This is a genomic window from Amycolatopsis sp. La24 (assembly GCF_029087445.1).
GTDB classification, from domain to species: Bacteria; Actinomycetota; Actinomycetes; order Mycobacteriales; family Pseudonocardiaceae; genus Amycolatopsis; species Amycolatopsis nivea.
In genome coordinates this window covers 49,945-76,134 of the sequence record NZ_JARACH010000001.1, presented here as the reverse complement: position 1 = coordinate 76,134, position 26,190 = coordinate 49,945, and the positions used below count along the sequence as shown (strand labels likewise).

The window sequence follows — 26,190 nt, the reverse complement described above, 5'->3', positions numbered from 1 at the left end:
CATCTATCGTCTTCTTGACGACCGTACTTCAGACGACATACCCTGGCTTGCGTGCGGATTTCAGTAGTCGGCGGCGGGCCAGCGGGCCTCTACTTCGCCGTGCTCGCGAAACAACTCGGCCCGGACCACGAGATCACGGTCTGGGAGCGCAACGCGCCTGACGACACGTTCGGCTTCGGCGTCGTCTTCTCCGACGAGACGCTCGGCGGCATCGAGCACGCCGACCCGGCCGTGCACGAGGCGATGAGCCGGGAGTTCGCGCGCTGGGACGACATCGACGTGCACTACCGCGACACCGTGTCGACCTCGGGCGGGCACGGGTTCGCCGCGATGAGCCGCAAGCGGCTGCTCGCGATCCTGCAGCAGCGGTGTCGCGAAATGGGCATCGATGTCCGATTCCGCACTGTCGCGCCGGATCCCGCCGAACTGGCCGCTTCGTCGGATCTCGTGGTCGCGGCGGACGGCGTCAACTCCGCGGTGCGCACGGCGTTCGCCGATTCGTTCCGGCCGAGCGTCGAGACCCGGCAGTGCCGCTACATCTGGCTCGGCACCGACCTCGTGTTCGACGCGTTCAAGTTCTACGTGCTCGAAACCCCGCACGGCATCATGCAGGTCCACGGCTATCCGTACGGCCGCGACGGCAGCACGTTCATCCTGGAGATGCACGAGGACGTGTGGCAGCGGGCATTCGGGCCGATCGCCGCCACCGGACTCGGTCCTGGCGAAAGCGACGAGAAGTCGATCGAGCTGATCCGCGAACTGTGCGGCGACATTTTCGACGGACATCAGTTGCTGGCCAACAACTCCAAGTGGGCCACCTTCGGTACGGTTCGCTGTGATAGCTGGGTCCACGACAATGTCGTGCTGCTCGGCGACGCGGCGCACACCGCGCATTTCTCCATCGGATCGGGCACGAAGCTCGCGATGGAGGACGCGCTCGCGCTTGCCGCGTGCCTGCACGAACAGCCGAGTGTTCCGGAAGCCCTTGCGGCGTATGAAGAAGAGCGCCGTCCGGTCGTCGCTTCCACGCAGCGTGCGGCGCAGGCGAGCCTGGAGTGGTTCGAGAATCTGGCGCAGTACACGCATCAGGAACCGGAGCAGTTCGCGTTCAACCTGCTTACCCGAAGCCGCCGCGTCACTTACGACAATCTGAAGCTGCGGGACAAGGAATTCGCTGCCTCGCTGGATAAGTGGTTCGCCGATTCGCTCGGCACCTCCGTCGCGCCGCCGATGTTCCAGCCGGTGCGGATCGGTTCGCTGGAATTGCCGAACCGGATCGTCGTGTCGCCGATGGACATGTACTCCGCGGTCGACGGCGTTCCCGGCGAATTCCACTTGGTGCACCTGGGAAGCAAGGCACTCGGCGGGGCCGGGATGGTCATGACCGAGATGATCTGCGTGTCCGCCGAAGGCCGGATCACGCCGGGTTGCCCCGGGCTCTACAACTCCGAGCAGGAAGCCGCGTGGAAGCGGATCGTCGAGTTCGTGCACCGCGAAACCGCGGCGAAGATCGGGTTGCAGCTGGGGCATTCCGGCCGCAAGGGCTCCACGAAACTGATGTGGGAAGGCATCGACGACCCGCTGCTGGAGGGCAACTGGGAGGTCTGCGCGCCGTCCGCGCTGCCGTACTCGCCGAACAACCAGACGCCGCGCGAGCTGTCCGTCGCCGAACTGGGCGAGATCAAGGACCAGTTCGTGTCGGCCGCGGAAGCCGCCGCACGCGCTGGGTTCGATCTGCTGGAACTGCACTGCGCGCACGGCTATCTGCTGTCGTCTTTCCTTTCCCCGCTCACCAACCAGCGCACCGATTCCTACGGCGGCTCCCCGGAAAACCGGCTGCGCTTCCCGCTGGAAGTCTTCGACGCGGTCCGCGCCGTATGGCCGGCTGATCGTCCGCTGACCGTCCGGATCTCCGCCACCGACTGGTTCGAGGGCGGCAACGACGCCGACGAAGCCGTGGCCATCGCGCAAGCTTTTGCCGAGCATGGCGCGGCCGCCATCGACGTGTCGACCGGCCAGGTGGTCAGCGAGGAGAAGCCGAAGTTCGGCCGCAGCTACCAAACGCCGTACGCCGACCGGATCCGCAACGAAGTCGGACGCCGCTACGGCACCGCAGTAATCGCCGTGGGCGCGATTTCCTCTTATGACGACGTGAACTCGCTCATCCTGGCGGGCCGGGCCGACCTGTGCGCACTCGGCCGCACCCACCTGTTCAATCCACAATGGACCCTGCACGCGGCCGCCGCGCAGGAGTATCCGGTGGCATGGCCGAAACAGTGGGCAGCGGGCAAACGCCCGCCGCAGACCGGCCGCACCGACGGTCCGGAACCACGTCTCGATCTGGTCCGCACCGGCGGCCACCAGACCGCCCATGCCCGCTGGCGACCGGAGGACGCCCGATGAACGCTTTCGCCTTCACTCCGGAACAGACCGAGTACGCCGCTTCCGTCCGGAAAATCGCCGCCGAACAGCTTGTCGAACTGGCCGCCGCCGGTGCCGAAGGCGCGGTAAACCGTCCGCTGCTCAAGGCCATGGGCTCGCACGGTTTGCTCGCCCGGCTGTTCCCCGGAGTCGAAAGCGGACAGCCGACCCGGCAAGCCGCCGCCACCGATCTGTGCCTGCTGCGCGAAGCCCTCGCCACCCAAAGCACCGAAGCCGAAACCGCTTTGGCATTGCAGGGCTTGGGCAGCTACCCGGTACTCCAGTCCGGTTTGGACGAACAGGTCCAGCGCTGGCTCCCCGCCGTCGCCGCCGGTGACGCCGTCGCCGCGTTCGCACTGACCGAACCGGACGCTGGATCCGACGCCGCCGCATTGCAGCTCGCCGCCGAACCGGACGGGGACGGCTGGCGGCTCACCGGCACGAAAATGTGGATCTCGAACGCCCCGGAAGCCGACTTCTACACAGTCTTCGCCCGCACCACTCCCGACGCCGGGTCCCGCGGCGTCAGCGCCTTCGTCGTCCCCGGCGATCGCGCTGGACTCAGCGGCGAGCACCTGGATTTGGTGAGCCCGCACCCCATCGGCACGGTGGTATTCGACGGTGTCCGAGTGAATCGCGACGAACTGCTCGGCGAGGAGAACCGCGGTTTCGCCGTAGCCATGCGGACGTTGGACTTGTTCCGTCCGAGCGTCGGCGCTTTCGCGGTCGGCATGGCACAAGCCGCCCTCGACGCGACCGTGGAATACACAGCTTCGCGCGAAGCATTCGGCGGCCCGTTGGTGAAACAGCAGACCGTAGCGCACACGCTGGCCGAAATGGCGACGCGGACCGAAGCCGGCCGTCTGCTGGTGTACGCCGCGGCAGCCGCTTACGACGCGGGCGAGCAGAACCTTGCCGGTCGCGCGGCAATGGCGAAGTTGTTCGCGACCGAGGCCGCGCAATACGTCGTGGATCAAGCGGTGCAATTGCACGGCGCACGAGCATTGCGGCGGGGACATTTGCTGGAGCATCTCTACCGCGAGGTCCGGGCGCCGCGCATTTACGAAGGCGCGTCCGAGATCCAGCGGACGATCATCGCGCGGTCGTTGCAGCGGCGCGGATGAGCCGTCGCGCCGCCTGCTGGTTTTCTGACCAGCAGGCGGCGCGGACCCCACACTATTCAGCCAGGGCTAAACACTCGCGCGGCGTTTCGGCTTCCGGTCGAGCCACAGCTGCGCCGCGATCAGCGCGACCGTCCAGCTCACCCACGCCCCGAGCGCCGCGATCGACTGGCCCAGCGCGATTTCGCTGCCGCCGAACGTGGTGGCGAGCTGCGGTCCGAGGAAGATCGCCGCGATCGGGCCGATGAGCCGGTTGAGAATGATCGACATCGTCAACGCGAAACTGCGGACCATCCAGCGCCGGTGATCGCCGAACCGGCGTTCGCGAGCGGCGCGGTAGCCCGCCCACGTCGTACCGAGCCACAAGACCGCGAGCAGCACGTCGCTGGCCCGGGTCACCGGCCCGAACGGGGTCGCCGCGCCGATCGTCAGCGCCAGCAGCCCGGACGGCAGCACCCCGGCGAACACGTACGCGCGGCCGGAATAGCGGTGCAGCACCGGGTGCTTGCGCCGGATCCACGGCCAGACCTGCAGCAACGCGGTCACCATCGCGATGGACCCGAACACCACGTGCCCCACCAGGAACAGGTAGTGCGCGGGGAAGGTCGACGGCACCCGCGAGAGCGCCGGGTCGAACGCCAGGTACGGCGGCAGCGCATACGCCAGGAACGCGACCACCACCAGTCCCAGCGGCGCGATCCACGGCCGCCGCCACCAGTGCTTTCCCGGCTCGACCCGTATGGTTCGCTCCGCTGCGGGCTGCACCCGCGGTGGTCGAAGATCCGTCCCCGCCGTCATGTCGGCCTCTCTCCCGTGTTCGGTCTCGGCTGGCACTTCCGAACGTAGGACGGGGGCTTCCGGCGAACCATGGTGCCGACTGGCGTCACGGCGGTGGGGGCAGCCTTACCCTCGGCCAGGTGACCCCGCGGGCCGTCCGCGGAGGACTCCTCGCCGGACTCTGCTTCCCGCGATGAGCCCTTCCCGGCCCATTGCCGCAGAGGTCCAGACCAGGCATACTTCTCCTACTTTGTTGCCCGCCACAACAAAGCACTCCCTCGCTCTAGGTTCCTCCCCGAAACCGAGGTGACCAAGCATGTCCAGTTTCCTGAGACGTCTCCCCACCGCCCTCGCCGCGGCCGCGCTGCTGGCGCTCGGCCTCCAAGCCGCGCCCGCCGTCCTCGCCCCGCCCACCGCGGCGGCCGCCGACAGTTTCACCGACGATTTCAACGGCCCCGCCGGAGCCGCCGCCGACGCGTCGAAATGGACCTACGAAACCGGCGACAACAACGGCAACAACCACGAACGCCAGTGGTACACCGCGGGAGCCGCGAACGGCGCGCTCGACGGCCAGGGCCACCTGGTGATCACCGCGAAACGCGAGAACTCCGGCCACACCTGCTGGTACGGCACCTGCCAGTACACCTCCGCCCGGCTCAACACCGCCGGGAAATTCAGCCAGGCGTACGGGCACGTCGAAACCCGGATGAAGATCCCGCGCGGCCAGGGCATGTGGCCCGCGTTCTGGATGCTCGGCGGCGGAAACTGGCCTAACGACGGCGAAATCGACATCATGGAGAACATCGGCAAGGAGCCGAACACCGTGCACGGCACCATCCACGGCCCCGGCTACTCCGGCGCCGGCGGCATCGGCGCGGCGTACAACGGCCCGGTCTTCGCCGACGCTTTCCACACCTACGCGGTCGACTGGTCGCCGAACAAGATCGTCTGGTCGGTCGACGGCAACGCCTACGAGACCCGCACCCCCGCCGATCTGAACGGCAACCGCTGGGTCTTCGACCACCCCTTCTACCTGATCCTGAACCTCGCGGTCGGCGGCGACTGGCCCGGCGATCCGGACGGGAGCACGCAATTCCCGCAGCAGCTGGTCGTCGACTACGTGCACGTGACCACGAGCAGCACCGGCGGGTCGAGCGGCCGGATCATCGGCATCGGCGGCAAATGCGTCGACGTGCCCTGGGCCAATCCGGCGAACTTCACCCAGCTGCAGATCACCGACTGCAACGGCAACGCGGCGCAGGACTGGACTGTCGGCAGCGACGGGACCATTCGCGCGCTCGGCAAGTGCATGGACGTCAAGTACTCCGGCACCGCCGACGGCACCCCGGTCCAGATGTACGACTGCAACGGCAGCAACGCACAGCAGTGGGTCGTGACCGCCGCGCACGACATCGTCAACCCGCACGCGAACAAATGCCTCGACGCCGCCGGGGTCAGTTCGGCCAACGGGACGAAACTGCAGCTGTGGACGTGCACCGGGAACGTCAACCAGAAATGGTCGGTGAACCAGTAGCCGTCCACTGTGGACGCTGTGGACAGCGTCGGCAAAGAATGAGCGGCGGGCCGTAACCACCCCCCGGTGGCCACGGCCCGCCGCGGACACCGCGCGGGCCGGGCGGGAACCAAGATCTGCCGCCCGGCCATCGGCCGCCCTCCGCGCGTCGGCTGGGGGTCCCGACGCCCGGGGCGGCACGCTCACGCGGCCTACTGCCGAAGGTAGCCAGACCACGTGCGCCGTGGAGCCTCCGGATGACAGGAGGGGCCGAACGGCCATGCTCGCTGCCTTCCCGGGCAAACCGGCCGGTTTCGGCCGAACCGCTCAGCGGGTCTCGGCCAGCTCCGCGTAGGCCTCGACCAGCTGCGCCTCGGCGTCGTCGAGGTAGACCGCGAGCATCTCCGCCGTACGGATCCCGTCGCCGGTCACGAGCACGTCCAGGATTTCGTGGTTCCGCGGCAGATACCGCTCATGAAAGCGGCGCGGGTCGGCCATCACGTGGAACACCAGCCGCAGCTCCGCGGCGAGCGCCTGCATCAGCTCGACAATGCGCTCGCTGCCGGTGAGCGCCGCCAGCTCCGCGTGGAAGCGGATGTTCGCGGTGCCCAGGTCCTGCCATTGCGCCTGCTTCGCCGCACGATCGCCGTCCGCGACCGTGCTGGCGATCTTCTCGTAGGCCGCCGGCTTCTCGGTCACGTCGCGGACCGCCGCGCACTCGATGATCTTGCGGACGCGGTAGATGTCGCGCACGTCGTCGACGCTCGGCACGCGCACGAACACGCCGCGGTTCAGCTCGTGCACCAGCAGCCGTTCGTGAGTCAGCAACCGGAAAGCTTCACGGAGCGTGTTGCGGGACACCCCGAGCGCGCTGCCGATGTCCTGCTCCGAAAGCCGTACTCCGGGCAGGAAGTACCCCTCGGAAACGCGCGTGCGCAGCACGCCCGCGACGCGTTCCGCGGTACTCGTCCGGCCAAGCAGGCCGCGATCCGCTTCCAGGCCCATCGGCTCTCCGTCGGTGACCACGTCGCCCAGCGTAGCCATCGGACGATGAACAATAAAATGAGGGACTTGTGGGATTGTTGAACGATCCGTACGGTAGTGGCCATGTGACTCGTGCCACCATGAGTTCGTCCCCCTGTGAGGTGCCCTATGAACGTCAACGTCGCCGACGGCACCGCGAACGCGGCCCGCCCGTTCGGCTGGTATCGCTCGCTCGGCCACAAGGGCCGCCGCGCCTTCCTCGGCGCGTTCGGCGGCTACGGCCTCGATTCGTTCGACTACCAGACCCTGCCCTTCGGCCTGGCCGCGATCACCGCCTACTTCGGCATCACGTCCGGAGAAGCGGGCCTGCTCAGCACCGTCACGCTGGTCGTGTCCGCGATCGGCGGCGTCGGAGCCGGCGTGCTCGCCGACCGCATCGGCCGCGTCCGCACGCTGCAGCTCACCATCGCGATGTACACGATCTTCACGGTGCTCTGCGGTTTCGCACCGAACTTCGAAACGCTGCTGATCTTCCGCGGTCTGCAGGGCCTCGGGTTCGGCGGCGAATGGGCGGTCGGCGCCGCGCTGGTCGCCGAGTACTGCTCGGCCAAGTACCGCGGCCGCACGGTGGCGTTCGTGCAGAGCGCGTGGGCGGTCGGCTGGGGCCTGCTGGTGATCGTCTACACGGTGCTGTTCAGCGTGCTCGATCAGGACATCGCCTGGCGCGTGCTGTTCTGGGTCGGCGTGATCCCGGCGCTGCTCGTGCTGTGGGTGCGGCGCAGTGTCGAGGACGCGCCGGAGGCAGCGGCACGACGGGTTTCGGCCAAGGTCAAAGGCTCGCTCGCCGGGATTTTCCGCCCGAATCTCTTGCGCACCACGGTGTTCGCCGCGCTCCTCGCGACCGGCGTCCAGGGCGGCTACTACACGCTGTTCACCTGGATGCCGAAGTACCTGCAGAGCAGCCGCGGCCTGTCCGTGGTCAACACCGGCGGCTACTTCGCGCTGCTGATCCCGGGCGCGTTCATCGGCTACGTCTGCGGCGGCTATCTCACCGACCTGCTCGGCCGGAAGAAGACGTTCCTGCTGTTCTCCGTCGTGTCCGCGTTGCTGATCGTGCTGTTCGTGCAGCTGCCCTACGGCGCGAACGGCCTGATGCTGCTGATCAGTTTCCCGCTCGGCTTCTCGACTTCGGCGATCTTCAGCGGGTTCGGCGCGTACCTCGCCGAGCTGTACCCGACCGCCCTGCGCGCCACCGGACAGGGCTTCACCTACAACTTCGGCCGCGCGGTCGGCGCCGCTTTCCCCGCCGTGGTGGGCTTTTTGGGTGCGGGCGGCGCGATCGTGCTCGGCGCGGTCGGCTACGCGATCGCCGCGGTAGCGCTGCTCGGGCTGCCGGAAACGCGAGGCAAGGAACTGGTGGAGGTATGACGACTTCCTACGATCCTTCGACGCTCACTCCGGCCGAGGCCCGCGCGCTCTTCCGCGCCGGCACCGAACGCCCGACCACCGGCTGGGCCGACGGTTACGCCCAGACCAACCTGATCGCCGTCCCCGCGGACTGGGCCGACGACGTCCGCGAGTTCTGCGCCCGCAACCCGCGGCCGTGCCCGGTGCTCGACGTCAGCGAACCCGGCGACCCGACCACGCGGCTCGCGCCCGGCGCTGACCTGCGCACCGACCTGCCGCGCTATCGCGTCTGGCACAACGGCGCGCTGACCAGCGAAATCGCCGACGCCACCGGGGTGTGGCGCAGCGACATGGTCGCGTTCTCCATCGGCTGCAGCTTCAGCTTCGAGACGCTGCTGCGCGCCGCGGGCATCCCGCTGCGGCACGTGGAGCAGGGCCGCAACGTCTCGATGTACGTGACGAACCGGCAGTGCGAACCGGCCGGCCGGATGAGCGGCCCGATGGTGGTGTCGATGCGGTACATCCCGGAAACCCTGGTCGAGGACGCGGTGCGGATCACCGCCGCGATGCCCGCGGTGCACGGCGCTCCGGTGCACGTCGGCGACCCGGCCGAACTGGGCATCGCCGACCTCGCCCGGCCGGATTTCGGCGATCCGGTCGACGCCGGGCCCGGGGACGTGCCGGTGTTCTGGGCCTGCGGCGTCACCCCGCAGGCGGCGCTGATGGCGTCACGGCCGCCGTTCGCCGTCACGCACGCCCCCGGGTACATGTTCTTGACCGACCAACCCGATCGCGATTACCAGGTGGGATGACATGGACCTCAACAGCGACCTCGGCGAAGGCTTCGGCGCCTGGACCATGGGCGACGACGAAGCCATGCTCGACATCGTGACCAGCGCGAACATCGCGTGCGGCTTCCACGCGGGCGACGCGCGCGTGATGCGCCGCGTGTGCGAACGCGCGGCCGAACGCGGCGTCACCATCGGCGCGCACGTCGGCTACCGCGACCTGGCCGGCTTCGGCCGTCGCGCGCTCGACATCGCGCCGGAAGACCTCGCGGACGAAGTTCTGTACCAAATCGGCGCTCTCGACGCCTTCGCGCGCGCGGCGCACAGCTGCGTGCGTTACGTGAAGGCGCACGGCGCGCTGTACAACACCGCAGCTGTCGATCCGGAGCAGGCGGCTGCGCTTGTCGAAGGCGTACGGCGCTATCACACCGATCTGGCACTGCTGTGTCCTCCGGACTCCGAAATGCTGCGCGCGGCTCAAGCGGCGGGCGTGCCTGCGTACGCAGAAGCGTTCGCCGACCGCGCGTACACGCCTGAAGGACGACTGGTGTCGCGCAAGCTGCCGGGCGCGGTGCTGCACGACGCCGACGAAGTCGCCGCGCGTGCGCTCACCATGGCGACCACCGGCGAGGTGGTCGACGCTGACGGCGGCAAGCTCACGCTACGGGCGGATTCCCTGTGCGTACACGGAGATACGCCCGGCGCGGTCGAGCTCGCCCGGCGGATTCGCGAGCTGCTCACCGAATCCGGCGTGGTGCTGAGGTCGTTCGTGTGAGCACTGTTTTGCGCTACGGCCGTTCCGCGTTGCTGGTGGAGGTCGACGACGTACTCGGGTTCCAGGCGGCCTGCGAAGCCGCCCAGCCCGAGGGCGTCGTTGAACTCGTGCCCGCCGCACGCACTCTGCTGGTCCGGTTCGACCGGGCCCGCACCGATTCGGCCACGCTCGCTCGTTCGCTTGCCTCACTGTCCACAATGGATGTTTCCGGACGCTCGGCGGACACCGTCACCTTGCCGGTGCGTTACGACGGCGCTGACCTGGCGGACGTCGCCGAGGCCGCCGGACTGTCGGTTTCCGAGGTCGTGCAACGGCATTCGGCAGCCACCTACGTCGCGGCGTTCTGCGGTTTCGCGCCCGGTTTCGCCTACCTGACCGGCCTCGACCCGGTGTTGCACCTGCCGCGCCGCAGCACGCCGCGCACACGCGTGCCCGCGGGTGCGGTCGCGATCGCCGGCGAGTACAGCGCGATCTACCCTCATCCCTCACCCGGCGGCTGGAACCTGCTCGGCCACAGCGACGCGCAGGTCTGGGACATTGGCCGCGAACAGCCGAACCTGCTGGTCCCGGGCACCCGAGTGCGGTTCGAGGCGATCCGGTGACCGGGAAGATCGAGATCCTCGCGCCCGGTCCGTTCGCGACCGTGCAAGACCTCGGCCGCCCGGGATACGCGGCAGTCGGCGTCGGCCGGTCCGGCGCGGCCGACCGGGGTTCGCTGAAGCTGGCGAACCGGCTCGTCGGCAATCCGGAGACGCACGCGGCGCTCGAGGTCACCCTCGGCGGCCTGCGGCTGCGGGTTTCGGAGCACACCGTCGTCGCGGTCACCGGCGCGCGGCTGCCGATCCGCGCTGGCGGACGGGCCGCGGCCGTCGGTGCGCCGATCGTCCTGCGCCCGGGGGAAGAACTCGAACTCGGCGTCGCGTCGCTCGGCCTGCGCAGCTACCTCGCGGTGCGCGGCGGCCTGGACGTACCGCCGGTGCTCGGCGCGCGAGCCACCGACACGCTGGGCAAACTCGGCCCGCCCGTCCTCGCGGCGGGAATGACGCTGCCGATCGGTTCGGTGATCGAGCGTGACCCTTGTGTCGATCTCGCCCCGCTGCGCCGGCTCGCGGAAGAACCGGTGCTGCGCCTGGAACCCGGCCCGCGGCTGGACTGGTTCACCCCGTCCGCACTGTCCACTTTGCTCACTGCCGCCTACACCGTGACCAGCGACCTCGACCGCGTCGGCGTCCGGCTGGACGGCCCCGCGCTGACCCGCGCCCGTGTCGGCGAACTGGCCCCGGAAGCCGCCGTGCCCGGGGCGCTCCAGGTGCCGCCTTCCGGAGTGCCGATCCTGTTCCTGGCCGACCACCCGGTGACCGGCGGCTATCCCGTCGCCGCCGTCGTGGACGAGGACGACCTCGATCTTGCGGCCCAGCTCCGGCCCGGGCAGCGGGTCCGGTTCACTTCCCCGACACCCGCAACGTCAGGTTGAGCCGCCCGGTCAAACCAAGATCCGGATCCGCCGTGCCCGGGAGGGTTTTCGGCACCCCGTGGAACGCCAGCCGCGCCGGGCCGCCGAACACGAACAGGTCGCCCGAACGCAGCTCGACATCGGTGTACGGCCGGTTGCGATGCTCGGTGTTGCCGAAGCGGAACACGCACGTGTCGCCGAGGCTCAGCGAGACCACCGGGTCCGTCGAGAGCTCGTCTTTGTCCTGGTGCATGCCCATTTTCGCGGTGGCGTCGTAGTAGTTCACGAGTGCCACGTCGGGTTGGTAGTCGTCGGCGGGCCGGTCGTAGGCGTCGGCGAGCGCGCGGCGGCCGAGGTCGGCCAGCCAGTCCGGAAACGGCTCCACCGGCGAACCGTCCTCGCGCAGCCGCTCGTAGCGGTACGGCCGCCACTGCCAGCCCAAACAGACCGTGCGCACCGACATCACTCCGCCGCCGGGAAGCCGGGTCGCCCGGTAACCGCGCCAGCCGCGACAGGCCGTGACGAGGTCGCGTTGTTCTTGCTCGGTGAGCCAATCCGGGACGTGCACCGCGCCCGGGGAGATTTCCCGGCGCGGACGCGGCAGCAGCTCCATCACGCCGCCCCGGGGCCGGCGGCCGCAGGAGCCACCTGGACGGGCGCTCCTGCGGCGGATTCCCCTCGCCACTTGCCGCCAAGCTTCGGAGAATTCCACACCGCCGAGGGTCCCGCCAGGTCTCGATCAGCTACAACTCGGACTCGCCACCCAGGGTGTATGCCGGTCACCATTCGTCACCCGAACTCGACGACAGTCACCCCGGCCCGGGCAGGCACCGGGTCACTCATCGCAGCGAGCGCCGCTGGCACCCCGTCCAGCCCGATCCGCGTGCCGATCAACCCGGCCAGATCGATGCCGGACCGCTCCACCACGCCCAGCAGCTCGGGATACTCATACGCCTGCAGCCCATGGACCCCGACGATTTCCAGCTCGCCGCCGACCACCCGGTGCATCGGAATCGGCGGCACCCCCTGACTGGGCGGCATCAACCCGGCCTGCACGTGGCGCCCGCGCTTGCGCAAGCTGCCCACCGAAGCCGCACAGGTGGCCGGTGAACCGAGACAGTCCAGCGACACGTGCGTACCGCCGTCAGTGCGCTCGCGGACGTACGCGGCCAGCGCTTCGGGCCCGTCGAACGCGCTGGCGTCGACGCTCAACACTGCGCCAGCACGCTCCGCCGCGGCACGCGCCTTCGGCGAGACGTCAATTGCAACCACCTTCGCGCCCGCAGCGGTCGCCAGGAGGACCGCGGAGATGCCTACGCCGCCACAGCCGTACACAGAGACCCACTGCCCCGCGCGTACGCCGCCCTGGCGCAACACTGCGCGAAATGCCGTTCCGAAGCGGCAGCCGAGCGCAGCAGCTTCCGCCGACGACATCGAGTCCGGCAACGCGACCAGGTTCGTCTGCGCGTGCTCGATCGCGACCTTCTCGGCGAAGGAACCCCAGTGGGTCGCACCGGGCTGGAACTCGTCGTCGCAGATCTGCTGGTCGCCCTTGGCGCACTGGGCACAGACGCCGCACGCGCACACGAACGGGACAGTGACCCGGTCGCCCTTCGTCCAGCCCACGACACCCGCACCGACCTCGACGATCCGCCCCGCGAGCTCGTGCCCGGCCACGTGCGGCAGCGGGACCGCCTCGTCGTGCCCCTGCCAGGTATGCCAATCGCTGCGGCACACCCCGGTCGCTTCGACCGCGATGACGACCCCGCCGTCCGAGGCCACTGGATCCGGTACCTCCCGCACTTCGGGAAGCACGCCGAACTCTTCGATCACGACCGCACGCATGGGTCCGATCGTAGAAGCCGCTTCGCGGACGGCTGGCTTCGCCGCCACTTCCGACGCACCGGCACGTCGGGTCGGCCTTCCGGGAAAACCGCATCGGGTTCATCCATGCGCGGCTCTTGCGAACGCGGCGGACGACGGTGCGTAAGCGTCGGGATACGCCTGCGCACTACGCCGTCCGCCGCGGCCGGGCGCGCTCAGGAGAGCGGCTGGCCCGGCTGGTGGAACTGGCCGCGCGGACGCGGCGGGCCGAGCAGCCTGCGCAACGACCCGTCCGGGACGCCGAGGATCTGCTCGAGATTTCGCAATGCCCGCAACGATTCCGGGCGTTCCGGACGGCAGCGGCCGGATTGCCAGTGGCTCAAGGTCGCGAGACTGACCGTGGTTCCCCTTCCCCGCAGCCGATATCTGATGCGTTCGAGGCCGAGCCCGCGGGCCCGGATGGCCGCGCGCAGCGCTTCGGCGAACGGGCCGGTTTCGAGCAATTGCCCGAGATCCCGTCCCGCAATACTCCCCCGGTCGATCGTCGGTGTTCGCTGACCGGTCATCGCACACGCTCCGAACCACGTCGCTGGGAAACCTCGGAGCGTAGGCCGGACACCGCATGATCGGAAGGGCTTTCACCCTTGTGCGGAGAGTGCCCGGGCAATCGCGGCGAACGGTTCGGCGTAGCCGGAATTGACCGTGACACAGGAAATCCCCCACCGCTCGCGCCAGCGGAGAAGCATTTCCCCGGCGGCGGCAGGGTTTTCCGGCACCACGGTGACCGCTTTCTCCTCGACCAGTTGCGGCACGTCGACCCCGGTGTAGCGGGCGAGCTGCGGGGAAGACTTGTCCCCGATCGCGGTGAGGTTCACCGCCAATTCGACGTCCCGGCTTCCCGCGAACGAGCGAAAAGTGTCCACAATGGAGTCAGCCTGGTCCTCGGTCGTGCGCGGCCCCCAGGAAAACGTCACGACGTCGGCGGTGCGCGCAGCGAGCGCGAGCATTTTGGGCCCGGACCCCGCGAGCAATAGCCGCGGCCGCTCGGGGCGCTCCGAAAGCACTTCGATGGTGTCCGCCAACCGGGCGACGCGTTCACCCGGCGAAAGAAACTCACGGCCCAGCGTCGCGGCGTGCTTGCCCGCCCCGGGATGCCCGACGCCCAGCCCCAGCAGGAAGCGGCCGCCAGTCGCCTGATGCAGTGAATCGGCCTGCCACGCGAGGTTCCGGGCGTCGCGGAAGGGATCGGCCAGCACGAAGGTGCCGACGGTGAGCGTGCTCGTGACCGCGGCGGCGGCCGGAACGAGCGTCAACGGGTCGAGCCCGCCGACCGGGTCGGTCGCGAACATCGTGTCGAGCCCGAGCTCCTCGATCCGGCGGGCCTGCGCGGTCCAGGACCCCAGATCCGGGGCGAACCCGGCGACGATGCCGAAACGGAACGGCTTGGTAGTGGTCATGCGACCCATCGTCGGCGGGTCAGCTGCCGGACACATCCGCCCAGCAGCGACACTCGCGCGTACGCCTCTCAGCGCAGGGTGACCGACAACGCCTGCGCGATCTCCTTGCCGATAGCGTGCGTAGCGGCGTCCGGCGGCTGGCCGACCTTCACCACCATCGGCCCGCCGAACGGCTGCCGCTCGACGACCTCGATCCGTTCGCCGAGCCCGATCGCGTGCTCGGTGAGGTAGCGAAGCAGGTCCGGATCGGTGTCCCACACGCGGACGATCTCGCCGACCGCGCCGGGCGGCAGGTCGTCCAGAATGCGCATCGGAAGCTCCTCGACGCTGCCGTCCGGAGCCGGGATCGGATCCCCGTGCGGATCGCGAACGGGGTTGCCGAGCTTGGCCGCGATCCGGTCGACAAGCCGATCGGAGACGGCGTGCTCCAGCGCGTCGGCCTCGGCGTGGACCTCGTCCCAGGTGTAGCCGAGTTCGGAGACCAGGTACGTCTCGATCAGCCGGTGCCTGCGCAGCACCGACCGGGCGAGCTGCCGCCCCTCCGAGGTCAGCTCGATGCCGCGGTAGGGCACGTGCGCGACCAGGCCGAGCTGGGAAAGCTTGGTGACCATCCCCGACGCCGACGACGGACTCACCTCAAGCCGCCCGGCCAGCGACGCGTTGGTGACCGCCTCGCCCCGTTCGACCAGCCCGTAGATCACGCGCACGTAGTCCTCGACCGACGACGACCTCCGGACGGAACCATCTCCCATGCCGCATACGATACGGGGCCAAGCCTGCCGGGGTCGCCCGGTCAGGGGCGGTGGGGGTGGGCCGGGGGTGTTATCTCGGGGCGCCGGTCGGTGGGAGCGTTGGTCGGCTCGCGGGGGCACCGGTCGGCAGGAGTGTTGGCGGCTCGCTGGTGCTCGGTCAGGTCCTAGGCGGCTGTCCGGATGCCGCCCTTGATTCTTCGCAGCTGGCAGGTCGGCGTCCGCGTTGCGCGGCGGAGGCGCCCGGCCCTCCGCCGCCGGTGTCCCTGCCGTTCGCGATCGCGCTGTTCTCCACAGCCGGTCAGCGGGAGCGCTACCCAGCCGCAGGCACTCAGCGTTGGTCCCCGTCGCGGTCGCGCTCTTTCGCCAGCCGTCCGGTCCGTGCGAGCGCAGCCACCCAGCCATAACCGGTGTCGCTGCTCCCACCGTCGCTATCGCGCGGCTCGCCGCAGCCCCCCGGTGAGAGCTGTCGCGTACTCGTCCGCCCGGCTGTCAGATCACGGCCGCCAGCGGTAGCGGATCCAGCCCGGCACCGGTTCCGCTCCGAGTTGCGCGTAGAACGCCTCCGCCTTGGCGTTGCCAGCCTGCATGTCCCACTCGACGCGCCCCGTCGTGCGGGCGCGCAGTGCGTCGAGCAGTTCCCTGCCCAGCCCGTGCCTGCGGTGCTCCGGACGGATGAACAGGTCATCGAGCCAAATACCGGGGCGACCCTCCCACGTGGAGAAATTCCAGCTGCAGAAAGCGAACCCGGCAACGACGTCCGGACGTCCCGGCGGCGTGCACATCAGCACCCACGCCTTCGGTTCCGGACCGAACAGGTGGCTGCTCATCTCGGCGCGGTCGAGTTTGAGGTCGTGCTTGTCCTCGTAGACCGCGTGTTCCTCGATGAGGCTGCAGATCTCCTCGACATCCTCGAAGACGGCGTCGCGAACGGGCATCGGGCACCCCTTTTTTGTCGGTGGTGGCGGCTACGGTGCAGGTATCAGAGCAGGGCAATGGGAATCCGGCGCCGCGGAGCCGGTGTGGAGCGGCACGAGAGGGAAGGAGTTGGTGACGGTTGATCGGTGAATCGACAAGTGAATAGGCGCAGGAGTCGGCCCGGGGAGTCGTCGAGCAGCGGCGAGCACACTCGCTGACCGCCGAGCAGCGAGGAGTGCGCGAGTCGATCCGCGGACGTTGGCGGGCACGTAAGCCAACCGACGAAGGATATCGAGTGCTCAAGCCGGCCAGTGAAGGTTGGCGAGCGCCCGAACCAGTCAGCGAGCAGCGAAGAGCGCCCGACCAAACCGCCGAGCGGTTGGGAGCCCACACGCTGAGCGCCGGACGGCGAGGAGCCCGCAAGCCGATCCACGGACGTTGGCGAACACGCAAGCCAACCGACAATCGTTGGCGAGCGTCCAAGCCAACCACCGAGCGGCGCAGAGCACCCCACCAAGCCGTCACCGAGCCGCGGCGACCGCCCACCCCAACCGGCAGGCAAACCAGCCCACCAGCCGACCGCGCTACGGGCCTCCCCATCACGAGGCCTCGTACCGGAGTTCTCCGCCCACCGCGGTGCCGAGCACGCGGGCGTCCTCCACAGTGGACAGTGGGTCCGCGGACAGCACCACGAAGTCCGCGAGCTTGCCCGGCTCCAGGGTGCCCAGGTAGCTCTCCGCGAAGGTCGCGTAGGCGGAGCCGTAGGTGTAAGCGCGCAGGGCCTCCGCCGGGGTCAGCGCTTCCTCTACCGCGAACGGTTCGCCGGTGGACGTGCGGCGGTGGACCATGTCGGCGAGGCCGAGCAGTGGGGCGCCGTCGACGACGGGGCGGTCTGAGCTGGCTGGCAGAACGCATCCGGCGTCGAGGACGCCGCGGAGGCGGTAGCACCACGGCACCCGCGCTTCGCCGAGGGCTGCGCGCATGCCGTCGCCCAGTTCGTTCACGAAGCGGCCTTGCGGGGACGCGATCAGGCCTAGCGAGGCCAGGCGGGTCAGTTCCGCGGGCGGGAGTACGGCGCAGTGTTCGATGCGGTGCCGGTGGTCCGGGCGCGGGTTGGCGGCCAGGGCGGCTTCGTAGGCGTCCAGGACGACCGTGATGGCTCGGTCACCGATGGCGTGGGTCGCGATTTGCCAGCCGGCGTCGTGGGCTCGGCGGATGGTGGCTGTCAGCTCGTCCTCGGGCACCTGGAAGTAGCCGCGGTTGTCCGGTTCGCCGTCGAACGGTTCGTGCATCGCGCAGGTGCGGCCGACCAGCGAACCGTCGGCGAAGAGTTTCATCGGGCCGATCCGCAGCCACTCGTCGCCGAGGCCGGTGCGCAGGCCTAGGTCCAGGCCGAAGCCGGCGCCGTCGGGCAGGTCGTGCAGGACGCTCGCGGCGACCATCACCGTGCTGCGGACTCGCAGGACGCCGCGTTCACGCGCGAGTTGGTACGCGGCCAGCTCCGCTGGCGTCTCGCCGACCAGGCCGCCGCCGATGCCGGCTTCCTGGACGCTCGTGATGCCCTCGGACAGGTACTGCCGGCTCGCCCGGTCGAGTCCTCGGACCACCGATTCGAGCGGCGTCGGGTACGTCAGCGGGCGCAGCAGCAACTGTGCCTGCTCGCGCAGCAAACCGGTCGGCGAGCCGTCGGCCGACTGGACTACGTCGCCGCCGACGGGGACGTTCGCGAGGTCCAGCTGGTCCAGCACCGCGGAGTTGACCAGCGTCATGTGGCCGGACGTGTGCTTGAGCCGCACGAGCATGCCGGGGGCGGCGCGGTCGAGGCCGTGCCGGTCGGGGTGCTCGCCGCCGGCGAGTTTGTTCTGGTCGTAGCCGCTGCCGACGACCCAGCTCCCGGCGGGCAGCTCGGCCGCGCGCCGCGCCACCGCGTCGTACACCTCGTCGACGCTGCGGCAGTCGCTGAGCGGCACGTCGTCCAGGCCCATGCCGAACCAGGCCATGTGGTTGTGCGCGTCGTGGAACCCGGGCGCGACGAAACCCCCGCCGAGGTCCACCCGGCGGCGGGCGGACAGCTCGCGCGCGTCGTCGCCCAGCGCCACGATCCGGCCGTGCAGCACCGCCAGTGCGGTGTCGCCGGTGACCAGCCTGGCGTTCTCGTACACCGCGTCAACCTGCATGCCCTGGACACTATCGATCGATCGATCGAACGTCTAGGCTCCCCTCCATGAGCACCGTTGACCTGGCCGTCGAGGGCGGCATCGCGCAGATCCGGCTGAACCGGCCCGAGCGGCTCAACGCCGTCGCGCCCGTGCTGGTGGACGACTTCCTCACCGCGCTGGAGGAGGTCGCGCACAGCGAAGCCCGCGTCGTCCTCCTCACCGGCAACGGCCGCGCCTTCTGCGCCGGGCACGACCTGAAGGAACCCACCCCGGAGGGTGACTCCCGGACCAGGCTGGAGCGGCTCCAGGACGTCACGCGCCGGCTGCGCGCGCTGCGGCAGCCGGTGATCGCCGCCGTGCACGGGTACGCGATCGGCGCGGGCGCGGAGTTCGCGCTGGGCTGCGACCTGATCCTGGCCGCCGAGGACGCGGTGTTCGCGTTCCCCGAGGTGTCGCTGGGGCTGAGCGTCACCGGCGCCGCGTCGAGGCTGCTCCCGCTGCTGGTCGGGCCGGTCAAGGCGAAGGAGCTGCTGCTGCTCGGCGACCGGTTCGACGGCCGTCGCGCGCACGACCTCGGCCTCGTCAACGCCGCCGTGCCAGCGGACGAGCTGATGCCCCTCGCGCTCGGCTGGGCGGAGAAGATCGCGCATCACCCGCCGGAGGCCGCCACGATGGCGAAGCGAGCACTCGACGCCGGGATCGACCACGCCTTCGATTCGGCGCTGGAACTCGAGGTCACCCACGCCCTGATCACCGAGCACTCGGCCGCCGTCCGCGAGTCGACCGAAGCGTTCCGGAGCCGGGCGTGACGCCGCTGCAGAACGTCGACACGCTGGTCGCCCTGGTCACGCGCGCCGCGCAGCTCTGGCCGGAGCGCACCGCGTGGATCTTCGACAGCACCGGCACCAGGTTCACCTTCGCCGAGGTCGACGACCGCAGCGGACGCCTGGCTAAAGCACTCCAGGACAAAGGCGTCCGGGCAGGCGATCGCGTCGCGGTGATGCTCCGCAACGAGCCGGAATTCCCGCTCATGTGGCTCGCACTCGCCAAACTCGGCGCCGTTCTGGTTCCGGTGAACATCAACTACCGCGAATTCGACGGCGCGCACGTCCTGCGCCACTCCGGCGCGCGCTTGGCGGTAGCCGCCGAAGAGTTCGTGGAACTGCTGGAGAAAATCGCGCCGGAAACGGCCGTGGAACGCGTCCTCACGCCGGACGCGCTCAAGTCGGAAACACGCTGCGAACCTGAATTGGTGGTGGCCGAACAGCCGGTCAACATCCAGTACACCTCCGGCACCACCGGCGCGCCGAAGGGCTGCGTGCTGCCGCACCGGTACTGGACCACGCTCGCGATCGGACTCGCCACCGACTTCCCCGCCGTCAGCGAAGACGACATTCTGCTTACCGCACAACCTTTCCACTACATTGATCCACAGTGGAACGTCGCGCTCGCGCTGGCCGCCGGGGCGACGCTCGTCGTACTGGACCGCTTCCACCCCTCCACGTTCTGGGCGAAGGTCCGCGAGTACGAGGTCACCTGGTTCTACTGCCTCGGCCTGATGCCGACGCTGCTGCTGCGCCAGCCGCCGCATCCGGACGACCGGAACCACCGCGTCCGCGCGATCAGCGCGTCGGCGATTCCGCCGGACCTGCACGCTCAGCTGGAAGAACGCTGGGGCGTGCCGTGGTACGAGGCGTTCGGGATGACCGAGACCGGCGGGGACATCCGGGTTTCCGAGTCCGACCACGACGCCGCGGTGGGCACCGGCTGCATCGGACGGCCGACCCGCGACCGCGAAGCGATGATCGCCGGCGAGGACGGGAAACCGTTGCCTCGCGGGGAAACCGGCGAGCTGCTGATCCGCGGCATCGGGCTGATGCACGGCTACCACGAGGATCCCGAAGCGACCGCGCGCGCGTTCGCCGGCGGCTGGTTCCACACTGGCGACCTCGCCCGGATGGACGACGAAGGCCGCGTCTACTACCTCGGCCGCACCAAGGACATGATCCGGCGCAGCGGCGAGAACATCTCCGCCGACGAGGTCGAGCGAGCACTGCTGCAACATCCGAAGGTGCAGCTCGCGGCCGTCCTCGCGGTGCCGGACGAGCTGCGCGGCGAGGAAGTGAAGGCGTACGTCGTGTGCGGCGAGAACCGGCCGTCACCCGAGGAGCTGGCGGAGTTCTGCGCGCAGCAACTGGCGTACTTCAAGGTGCCGCGCTTCTGGGCCTTCGCGGACGACCTGCCGCGCACGCCGTCCGAACGCGTCGCGAAGGGCGAACTGCGGAAGGTCGCCGACCTGCGCGCCGGTTCCTGGGACCGCAGCACCGGGGAGTGGCGATGAGCAGCGCCGAACGCGTCCGGGCGGCCGCCGTGAAACTGTTCGCCACCAAAGGTTTCCACGGCACAGGCATTCGGGATCTGGCCCAGGAAGCCGAACTTTCTTCGGCGACGCTCTACCACTACATGGGCACCAAGGAAGATCTTCTTGTCGAGATCATGACGACCTCGCTGCACCGCCTGATCGACGCGGTCGCGAAGGCCACCGCGGGCAGCGACGATCCGGTGGCCCGGATGCGCACGCTGGTCGCGCTGCACGTCCTCGCGCACGCCGCCCAGCCGGGCGAAACCCGGGTGGTGGACAACGAAGTCGACGCGCTTTCGGCTCCGGCGCGTGCCCAGGTCGTCGCGCTGCGGGACGAATACGAGCAGTTCTGGGCGAAGGCGATCGAAGACGGCGCCGCGGCGAACGTGTTCCACACCGCACAACCGGCCGTGACGCGGCTCGCATTGCTGGAAATGTGCAGCGGCGTGGCCCGGTGGTATTCCCCGAAGGGCCCGCTCAAGCTCGAAGACCTGGCCACGCACTACGCGGAGCTGGCATTGCGGGCCCTCGGACATCCGGTCGCGGTGCGTGCGCACGACCTCCGGCAATGCCTCGAAGTGGTCGCCCAGGTGTGGGACTTGCCTGTCCAAGAGGGCTTTTAGCGCCGTACGCCTTGCTCAGACGGCGAACGTGGGGGACGCTCGAAGGGTGACTGAGCAAACGATCCAACTCGAACTGGACGACTCGGGTCTCTCTCCTGGCCTGCCCGCGCCTTCAAACCCGCGCGATCAGGTCCAGGACGTGCCGTATCGACCAGTCGAGTTTCGTGACGACGACCTGCCCAGCGCGCTCGAGCGCTGCGCAGTCTGGCTGCGCCAAGCGCAGGAGTGGCTGGGAGAACCGCTCGACGTCCTCGCGATCCACCTAGACTACGACGAGCGACAGGGTTCGCCCTACTACGACGTGAAATTGCTGTGCAACGAGGAGGACCTAGCCGGGGTCCCGATCGCGATGCGCGACAAGAACAAGTCTTAGCACTCGTCATCTCCGCCGCGAAGGCCCTCTCGGACTCCGAGGGGGCCTTCGCCGCGTTCGCCGGTAGGGGCATGACAAACCTCGGCGCGCCCGGGCAAGATCGGAGGCGGACGAGGGAGGGTATGCCGGTGACCGAAATCGTGGTGCGCTGGTCCGAACCGCTGCCCGCGGAGGACCGCTACCTGAAGCTGCTGGACGACCTGGAGAGAGGCCGCTACGACGCGTACCGGCTCGAAATCGACCAGCGCCGCTTTCTGACCGGCCGGGTGCTCGCGAAGACCCTCGTCGCGGAACGGCTCGGCGGCGGGGCGGAGTCCGTGCGCTTCGACGCGACCTGCGACGACTGCGGCAAACCGCACGGCCGTCCGCGCGTGCCGGGTTCGGACCTCGTGCTGTCGATCTCGCATTCGGGCAATCTGATCGGCCTCGCGGTCGCCGACGGCGTGCCGGTAGGCCTCGACGTCGAAACCGCCAGCCGCAAGGCGGACGCGTCGCTCGTGGAGTACGCGCTGAGCCCGGCCGAGCGGGAAGCGGTCGCGGGCCTGTCGGACGAGGAGCGTTCGGCAGCCTTCTTCATCTACTGGACGCGCAAGGAAGCGGTGATGAAGGCCACCGGCAAGGGGCTGAAGATCCCGCTGCAGAGCATCACGTTCTCCCGCTACGACGCTCCCGCCGAGCTGATGGCCTCCGGTGACGAGGCGCTGGACCCGGCGCGCACCCGGCTAGCCGACCTCAAGGCGGCGGACGGGCACCGGGCGGCGGTCGCGGCGCTGACCTCGGACAGCCTGAGCGTCACCGAGGAGCACTGGCTGCCGTAAGCTCACGACGCGCTGTCGTCCAGCCCCATCGCGCCGAGCAGCGTGCGGAACTTCGCGATCGTCTCCTGGTACTCGGTGTCCGGGTCCGACGCGGGCACGATGCCGCCGCCCGCGAAGAGCCGCATCGACTTCTCGGCCACCTCGGCGCAGCGGATCGCGACGGCCCACTCGCCGTCTCCCGCCGCGTCGACCCAGCCGACCGCGCCCGCGTAGTACCCGCGGTCGAACGGCTCCAGTTCCTGCACCAGGTCGCGCGCGGCGACGGTCGGGGTGCCGCAGACGGCCGGGGTCGGGTGCATCGCGGCAGCGAGGTCGAGAGCGGTCACCGAGCGGTCCGCCAGCTCGCCGGTGATGGACGTCCGCAGGTGCCAGATGGCGGGCGTGGAGACCAGCTCAGGGCCGGCCGGGACGTCGAGTTTGCGGCAGAACGGCCGCAGCGACTCGACGACGTAGTCGATCACCAGGTCGTGCTCTTCCCGGTCCTTCGCGGACGCGAGGAGGGCTTCGCCGTTGGCCCGGTCGGTCTCCGGGTCGGCCGAACGCGGCATCGACCCGGCGTGCGGGGTCGTGAACACGGAGTCGCCCGTTCGGGAAAGCAGCAGCTCAGGGGTGGCCCCGACGAGCGTGCGGCCGCCGGGCAGTTCGGCGGCATAAGTGAAGTGGCGCGGGTTGCCGCGCGCGAGGTTGCGCACGATCGCCTCGACCGGGATCGGCGCGTCGAATTCCAGCTCGAGCGCACGGGCCAGCACAGCTTTGCGCAGGTCACGGTCGCGCAGAGCGGCGACGGCGGCCCGCACGTTCTCGCGGTGGCCGTCGGCGGAAGGAAGCCGCCGGGTGGCCGCCGGAGCGGGCAGGTCGGCGGCGGGCGGCGCGGCCGAGGCCTCGCCTTGGGCGCGGTGCACCGTCCGGGGCAGCACGAGGTGCCCCGGCGAGGCAGCGCCGGGTCCGGTGTCGAACGGCAGCACGCCGACGGCGAGCGGCACGCCGGAACGGTCCAGCTCAGCGGCTGCCGAGCGGGCGAGGCGGCGTGGGTCGGCGTCGGTGACTGTCCCGAGCGCACCGCGGGCGAGCAGGGCACGCCGGGCGGTCGCGAACAAGAAGTCGCCACGCTGGTAGCGGACGGTGGTCTCGGCCGGGGTCGCCGGCGCGGTACTGGTCGTCACTTCACCAGCGTCTCAGGATCCGGGAGCGCCGCGGGGAAAGTGTCGCCGGTGCAACACCTCGCGCCACCTTCCCCGCGGCCGCCGGATCAGCGTTACTTGAGCGCGTCGATCAGCGCTTCGCGCTGCCGTTCGCCCAGGCCAGCGGCCCGGCGGTCGGGGTCGATCCCCGCCTGCTCGAGCAGCGCGGCGACCTTGACCGCGCCCAGGCCGGGCACCGCCTTGAGAAGCTGCGTGACCTTCGTCTTGCCGACGGTCTTGTTCTCCTTGGCCCGCTTGAGCACCGACTCGATGCTCTCCTTGCCGGACTTGATCGAAGCGAGCAGCTCCGAACGCGCCTTACGAGCCTCTGCCGCCTTGGCGAGGGCCTCGGCGCGCTGCTCCGGAGTCAACGTGGGCAGAGCCAACGTAATGTCCTTTCCTCTCAGGTCTCCGCTTTCGCGGCCGACGGTCTCAGCCGATGCTTGCAGCTGCAAGCGCTGGCCAGCCATCACTTACCACGGCCCCAGTAAACGCCACGTGCCCGCAGTACGCGCAACCGACACGCACTTATCACCCGTCGACGGGCGCGGCGGACCTGCGCGAGGGGACCCCTCGCGACCTGTGAAAACGGCCTCGATGGGCTCATTTCCACCCCCATTACCTCACCCGAACGAGAGTGTATTTCACCGCAGTTAACACAACGCATTTTCTTGTCCCGCAACGGGAATCGCGACAGAAGTGGATCATGGAAGCGCGGGGCCGCCACCCGATGGCGGGAGAGGGCCGACAAGCCGTGACCGAACTTGTTCGTGCCCGATCCGGCGGATCCGCATTAGAGTCGGGCGCACCCCAGTTCACCGGCGAACGAGCACCACGGGAGTCACCCATGTTGAGCACGATGCAGGACGGACAGCTGTCGCTCGCGAAGCTGCTGCGCCACGGCACGAAGGTGCACGCGAAGAGCGAAGTCGTCACCTGGACCGGTTCAGAAGCCCGCCGGGAGACCTATGCGGAGCTCGGCAAGCACGCCGCCCGGCTCGCGAACGCGCTGCGCGGTCTCGGCGTCACCGGCGACCAGCGGGTCGGCACGTTCATGTGGAACAACGCCGAGCACCTCGCGGCCTACCTGGCAGTGCCCGCCATGGGCGCGGTGCTGCACACGCTGAACATCCGGCTGTTCCCGGAGCAGCTGGTCTTCGTGGCGAACCACGCGGAAGACCACGTCATCATCGTCGACGGCACGCTCGTGCCGCTGCTGGCGAGCAACCTGCCGGGGATGAAGACGGTCAAGCACGTGATCGTGGCCAACGGCGACGCGTCCTCGCTGACCGCGCCCGAGGGCGTCACCGTGCACTCCTACGACGAGCTGCTGGCCGGGCAGTCCGACGAGTTCGACTGGCCGGAGATCGACGAGCGGGCCGCCGCCGCGATGTGTTACACCTCCGGCACCACGGGCGACCCGAAGGGCGTCGTCTACTCGCACCGGTCGATCTGGCTGCACTCGATGCAGGTCTGCATGACCGACAGCATGCGGCTCGCCCAGGAAGACCTGGCGCTGGCGATCGTGCCGATGTTCCACGCCATGTCGTGGGGCCTGCCGTACGCGGCGATGATGGTCGGCGCCTCGCTGCTGATGCCGGACCGGTTCCTGCAGCCCGCCCCGATCGCCGCGCTGCTGGCCGCGGAGAAGCCGACCTTCGCCGCCGCGGTGCCGACGATCTGGCAGGGCCTGCTCGCGCACCTGGACGCGAACCCGCAGGACATCAGCCACGTGCGCGAGGTGGTCGTCGGCGGGTCGGCCGCGCCGCCGTCGCTGATGCACGCCTTCGAGGAGCGCTACGACGTGCCGATCCTGCACGCGTGGGGCATGACCGAAACGTCGCCGCTCGGCAGCGTCGCGCGTCCGCCTGCCAGCGCGACCGGCGAGGAGCGCTGGGCCTACCGCTACACCCAGGGCCGCTTCCCGGCGTCCGTGGCGGCCCGGCTGATCGGCGACGACGGCGAGGAACTGCCGTGGGACAACGAGGCGGTCGGCGAACTGGAGGTGTCCGGTCCGTGGATCGCCGGCGCCTACCACGGCGGGTCGGACATCGACCCGGAGAAGTTCCACGACGGCTGGCTGCGCACCGGTGACGTCGGCAAGATCAGCCCGGACGGCTTCCTCACGCTCACCGACCGCGCCAAGGACGTGATCAAGTCCGGCGGCGAGTGGATCTCGTCGGTGGACCTGGAGAACGCGGTGATGGGCCATCCGGCGGTCGCCGAGGCGGCGGTCGTCGGCATCCCGGACGAGAAGTGGGACGAACGCCCGCTGGTCGCCGTCGTGGTCAAGGAGGGCCAGCAGGCCACCGCCGAGGAACTGCGCGAGTACCTGTCGGACAAGGTCGCGAAGTGGCAGCTGCCGGAGAACTGGACGTTCGTGGAGGAGGTGCCCAAGACGAGCGTCGGCAAGTTCGACAAGAAGCGGCTGCGCGCGTCCTACTCCGAGGGAAAGCTCGACATCTCACACCTCTGAGCGGTAAATCT

The 26,190-nt window shown here is 69.5% G+C and carries 25 protein-coding genes; 14 read left to right on the top strand and 11 right to left on the bottom strand.

Annotated elements, in window-relative coordinates; translation table 11 throughout:
- Positions 1-51 precede the first annotated feature (51 nt).
- Together PUT80_RS00385 and PUT80_RS00380 are read left to right on the top strand one after the other, a co-directional pair.
- Positions 52-2,403 carry a bifunctional salicylyl-CoA 5-hydroxylase/oxidoreductase gene (locus PUT80_RS00385; protein ID WP_275290685.1) on the top strand — a complete coding sequence of 784 codons (2,352 nt, stop codon included), beginning with the start codon at positions 52-54 and terminating at the stop codon, positions 2,401-2,403.
- On the top strand, positions 2,400-3,545 hold the full coding sequence (locus PUT80_RS00380; protein ID WP_275290684.1) for an acyl-CoA dehydrogenase family protein: 1,146 nt from the start codon (positions 2,400-2,402) through the stop codon (positions 3,543-3,545). The genes PUT80_RS00385 and PUT80_RS00380 overlap by 4 nt, the downstream gene beginning before the upstream one ends.
- A gap of 66 nt (positions 3,546-3,611) precedes the next feature.
- Here the strand turns inward: PUT80_RS00380 and PUT80_RS00375 are convergent, their stop codons facing one another.
- Positions 3,612-4,241 (bottom strand): DUF2306 domain-containing protein, encoded by a 630-nt coding sequence (locus tag PUT80_RS00375; protein WP_238608232.1) that lies wholly within the window; start codon positions 4,239-4,241, stop codon positions 3,612-3,614.
- A gap of 394 nt (positions 4,242-4,635) precedes the next feature.
- Here PUT80_RS00375 and PUT80_RS00370 point away from each other — a divergent pair, with 394 nt between their 5' ends.
- On the top strand, positions 4,636-5,853 hold the full coding sequence (locus tag PUT80_RS00370) for a family 16 glycosylhydrolase (protein ID WP_037811020.1): 1,218 nt from the start codon (positions 4,636-4,638) through the stop codon (positions 5,851-5,853).
- A gap of 306 nt (positions 5,854-6,159) precedes the next feature.
- Here PUT80_RS00370 and PUT80_RS00365 read toward each other — a convergent pair whose 3' ends face one another.
- A complete protein-coding gene (locus tag PUT80_RS00365) occupies positions 6,160-6,837 on the bottom strand; it encodes a GntR family transcriptional regulator (protein WP_037811018.1) in 678 nt (225 codons plus the stop codon).
- A 147-nt stretch (positions 6,838-6,984) separates the two neighbouring features.
- Here PUT80_RS00365 and PUT80_RS00360 point away from each other — a divergent pair, with 147 nt between their 5' ends.
- Genes PUT80_RS00360 through PUT80_RS00340 form a run of 5 tightly spaced genes read left to right on the top strand, consistent with a single transcriptional unit; the run spans position 6,985 to position 11,260 of the window.
- Positions 6,985-8,244 (top strand): MFS transporter, encoded by a 1,260-nt coding sequence (locus PUT80_RS00360; RefSeq protein ID WP_037811016.1) that lies wholly within the window; start codon positions 6,985-6,987, stop codon positions 8,242-8,244.
- Positions 8,241-9,035: a putative hydro-lyase gene (locus PUT80_RS00355; RefSeq protein WP_275290683.1), complete on the top strand. Its 795-nt coding sequence runs from the start codon at positions 8,241-8,243 to the stop codon at positions 9,033-9,035. Before PUT80_RS00360 ends, PUT80_RS00355 begins: the two co-directional genes overlap by 4 nt.
- A gap of 1 nt (position 9,036) precedes the next feature.
- The gene (locus PUT80_RS00350; RefSeq protein WP_043830637.1) at positions 9,037-9,786 is read left to right on the top strand and encodes a 5-oxoprolinase subunit PxpA; all 750 of its coding nucleotides are present in this window, start codon (positions 9,037-9,039) and stop codon (positions 9,784-9,786) included.
- Positions 9,783-10,388 carry an allophanate hydrolase subunit 1 gene (locus PUT80_RS00345; RefSeq protein WP_238604116.1) on the top strand — a complete coding sequence of 202 codons (606 nt, stop codon included), beginning with the start codon at positions 9,783-9,785 and terminating at the stop codon, positions 10,386-10,388. Before PUT80_RS00350 ends, PUT80_RS00345 begins: the two co-directional genes overlap by 4 nt.
- The gene (locus tag PUT80_RS00340; protein WP_275290682.1) at positions 10,385-11,260 is read left to right on the top strand and encodes a biotin-dependent carboxyltransferase family protein; all 876 of its coding nucleotides are present in this window, start codon (positions 10,385-10,387) and stop codon (positions 11,258-11,260) included. Before PUT80_RS00345 ends, PUT80_RS00340 begins: the two co-directional genes overlap by 4 nt.
- Here the strand turns inward: PUT80_RS00340 and PUT80_RS00335 are convergent.
- From PUT80_RS00335 to PUT80_RS00305, 7 genes are all read right to left on the bottom strand, one after another.
- Positions 11,229-11,855: an alpha-ketoglutarate-dependent dioxygenase AlkB gene (locus PUT80_RS00335; RefSeq protein WP_275290681.1), complete on the bottom strand. Its 627-nt coding sequence runs from the start codon at positions 11,853-11,855 to the stop codon at positions 11,229-11,231. The genes PUT80_RS00340 and PUT80_RS00335 overlap by 32 nt on opposite strands.
- A gap of 173 nt (positions 11,856-12,028) precedes the next feature.
- On the bottom strand, positions 12,029-13,084 hold the full coding sequence (locus PUT80_RS00330; protein WP_275290680.1) for an alcohol dehydrogenase catalytic domain-containing protein: 1,056 nt from the start codon (positions 13,082-13,084) through the stop codon (positions 12,029-12,031).
- Positions 13,085-13,278: 194 nt separating this feature from the next.
- Positions 13,279-13,629: a hypothetical protein gene (locus PUT80_RS00325; RefSeq protein WP_037811001.1), complete on the bottom strand. Its 351-nt coding sequence runs from the start codon at positions 13,627-13,629 to the stop codon at positions 13,279-13,281.
- A gap of 72 nt (positions 13,630-13,701) precedes the next feature.
- On the bottom strand, positions 13,702-14,520 hold the full coding sequence (locus PUT80_RS00320; protein WP_275290679.1) for an LLM class flavin-dependent oxidoreductase: 819 nt from the start codon (positions 14,518-14,520) through the stop codon (positions 13,702-13,704).
- 68 nt (positions 14,521-14,588) lie between these two features.
- Complete coding sequence (locus PUT80_RS00315) at positions 14,589-15,272, bottom strand: metal-dependent transcriptional regulator (protein ID WP_009083739.1); 684 nt, start codon at positions 15,270-15,272, stop codon at positions 14,589-14,591.
- Between the two features lie 494 nt (positions 15,273-15,766).
- Positions 15,767-16,207 carry a GNAT family N-acetyltransferase gene (locus PUT80_RS00310; RefSeq protein WP_043830620.1) on the bottom strand — a complete coding sequence of 147 codons (441 nt, stop codon included), beginning with the start codon at positions 16,205-16,207 and terminating at the stop codon, positions 15,767-15,769.
- 579 nt (positions 16,208-16,786) lie between these two features.
- Complete coding sequence (locus PUT80_RS00305; protein ID WP_275290678.1) at positions 16,787-18,364, bottom strand: amidohydrolase; 1,578 nt, start codon at positions 18,362-18,364, stop codon at positions 16,787-16,789.
- A 47-nt stretch (positions 18,365-18,411) separates the two neighbouring features.
- On the opposite strand from PUT80_RS00305, the gene PUT80_RS00300 reads away from it, so the two are divergent.
- The 5 genes from PUT80_RS00300 (at position 18,412) to PUT80_RS00280 (ending at position 22,522) form a co-directional block, all read left to right on the top strand.
- Positions 18,412-19,155: an enoyl-CoA hydratase/isomerase family protein gene (locus tag PUT80_RS00300; protein WP_275290677.1), complete on the top strand. Its 744-nt coding sequence runs from the start codon at positions 18,412-18,414 to the stop codon at positions 19,153-19,155.
- The gene (locus tag PUT80_RS00295) at positions 19,152-20,687 is read left to right on the top strand and encodes an ATP-dependent acyl-CoA ligase (protein ID WP_275290676.1); all 1,536 of its coding nucleotides are present in this window, start codon (positions 19,152-19,154) and stop codon (positions 20,685-20,687) included. Before PUT80_RS00300 ends, PUT80_RS00295 begins: the two co-directional genes overlap by 4 nt.
- Positions 20,684-21,331: a TetR/AcrR family transcriptional regulator gene (locus PUT80_RS00290; RefSeq protein ID WP_037810989.1), complete on the top strand. Its 648-nt coding sequence runs from the start codon at positions 20,684-20,686 to the stop codon at positions 21,329-21,331. Before PUT80_RS00295 ends, PUT80_RS00290 begins: the two co-directional genes overlap by 4 nt.
- Positions 21,332-21,377: 46 nt before the next feature.
- Entirely contained in the window at positions 21,378-21,704 is a 327-nt protein-coding gene (locus tag PUT80_RS00285; RefSeq protein ID WP_037810987.1) for a hypothetical protein, read from the top strand.
- Between the two features lie 128 nt (positions 21,705-21,832).
- On the top strand, positions 21,833-22,522 hold the full coding sequence (locus PUT80_RS00280; RefSeq protein ID WP_037811207.1) for a 4'-phosphopantetheinyl transferase superfamily protein: 690 nt from the start codon (positions 21,833-21,835) through the stop codon (positions 22,520-22,522).
- Positions 22,523-22,524: 2 nt separating this feature from the next.
- On the opposite strand, the gene PUT80_RS00275 is transcribed toward PUT80_RS00280, so the two are convergent.
- Positions 22,525-23,685: an isochorismate synthase gene (locus PUT80_RS00275; RefSeq protein WP_134665314.1), complete on the bottom strand. Its 1,161-nt coding sequence runs from the start codon at positions 23,683-23,685 to the stop codon at positions 22,525-22,527.
- Positions 23,686-23,777: 92 nt separating this feature from the next.
- A complete protein-coding gene (gene mihF / locus PUT80_RS00270; RefSeq protein ID WP_020664542.1) occupies positions 23,778-24,089 on the bottom strand; it encodes an integration host factor, actinobacterial type in 312 nt (103 codons plus the stop codon).
- A 461-nt stretch (positions 24,090-24,550) separates the two neighbouring features.
- Here mihF and PUT80_RS00265 point away from each other — a divergent pair, with 461 nt between their 5' ends.
- The gene (locus tag PUT80_RS00265) at positions 24,551-26,179 is read left to right on the top strand and encodes a long-chain fatty acid--CoA ligase (protein ID WP_275290675.1); all 1,629 of its coding nucleotides are present in this window, start codon (positions 24,551-24,553) and stop codon (positions 26,177-26,179) included.
- Positions 26,180-26,190: the final 11 nt, after the last annotated feature.

Excerpts from the sequence above, each read along its gene's own strand:
- PUT80_RS00380 (WP_275290684.1), top strand. The coding sequence starts at position 2,400 with ATGAACGCTTTCGCCTTCACTCCGGAACAGACCGAGTACGCCGCTTCC.
- PUT80_RS00370 (WP_037811020.1), top strand. The coding sequence starts at position 4,636 with ATGTCCAGTTTCCTGAGACGTCTCCCCACCGCCCTCGCCGCGGCCGCG.
- PUT80_RS00365 (WP_037811018.1), bottom strand. The coding sequence starts at position 6,837 with ATGGGCCTGGAAGCGGATCGCGGCCTGCTTGGCCGGACGAGTACCGCG.
- PUT80_RS00360 (WP_037811016.1), top strand. The coding sequence starts at position 6,985 with ATGAACGTCAACGTCGCCGACGGCACCGCGAACGCGGCCCGCCCGTTC.
- PUT80_RS00355 (WP_275290683.1), top strand. The coding sequence starts at position 8,241 with ATGACGACTTCCTACGATCCTTCGACGCTCACTCCGGCCGAGGCCCGC.
- PUT80_RS00350 (WP_043830637.1), top strand. The coding sequence starts at position 9,037 with ATGGACCTCAACAGCGACCTCGGCGAAGGCTTCGGCGCCTGGACCATG.
- PUT80_RS00330 (WP_275290680.1), bottom strand. The coding sequence starts at position 13,084 with ATGCGTGCGGTCGTGATCGAAGAGTTCGGCGTGCTTCCCGAAGTGCGG.
- PUT80_RS00325 (WP_037811001.1), bottom strand. The coding sequence starts at position 13,629 with ATGACCGGTCAGCGAACACCGACGATCGACCGGGGGAGTATTGCGGGA.
- PUT80_RS00320 (WP_275290679.1), bottom strand. The coding sequence starts at position 14,520 with ATGACCACTACCAAGCCGTTCCGTTTCGGCATCGTCGCCGGGTTCGCC.
- PUT80_RS00315 (WP_009083739.1), bottom strand. The coding sequence starts at position 15,272 with ATGGGAGATGGTTCCGTCCGGAGGTCGTCGTCGGTCGAGGACTACGTG.
- PUT80_RS00310 (WP_043830620.1), bottom strand. The coding sequence starts at position 16,207 with ATGCCCGTTCGCGACGCCGTCTTCGAGGATGTCGAGGAGATCTGCAGC.
- PUT80_RS00305 (WP_275290678.1), bottom strand. The coding sequence starts at position 18,364 with ATGCAGGTTGACGCGGTGTACGAGAACGCCAGGCTGGTCACCGGCGAC.
- PUT80_RS00300 (WP_275290677.1), top strand. The coding sequence starts at position 18,412 with ATGAGCACCGTTGACCTGGCCGTCGAGGGCGGCATCGCGCAGATCCGG.
- PUT80_RS00290 (WP_037810989.1), top strand. The coding sequence starts at position 20,684 with ATGAGCAGCGCCGAACGCGTCCGGGCGGCCGCCGTGAAACTGTTCGCC.
- PUT80_RS00265 (WP_275290675.1), top strand. The coding sequence starts at position 24,551 with ATGTTGAGCACGATGCAGGACGGACAGCTGTCGCTCGCGAAGCTGCTG.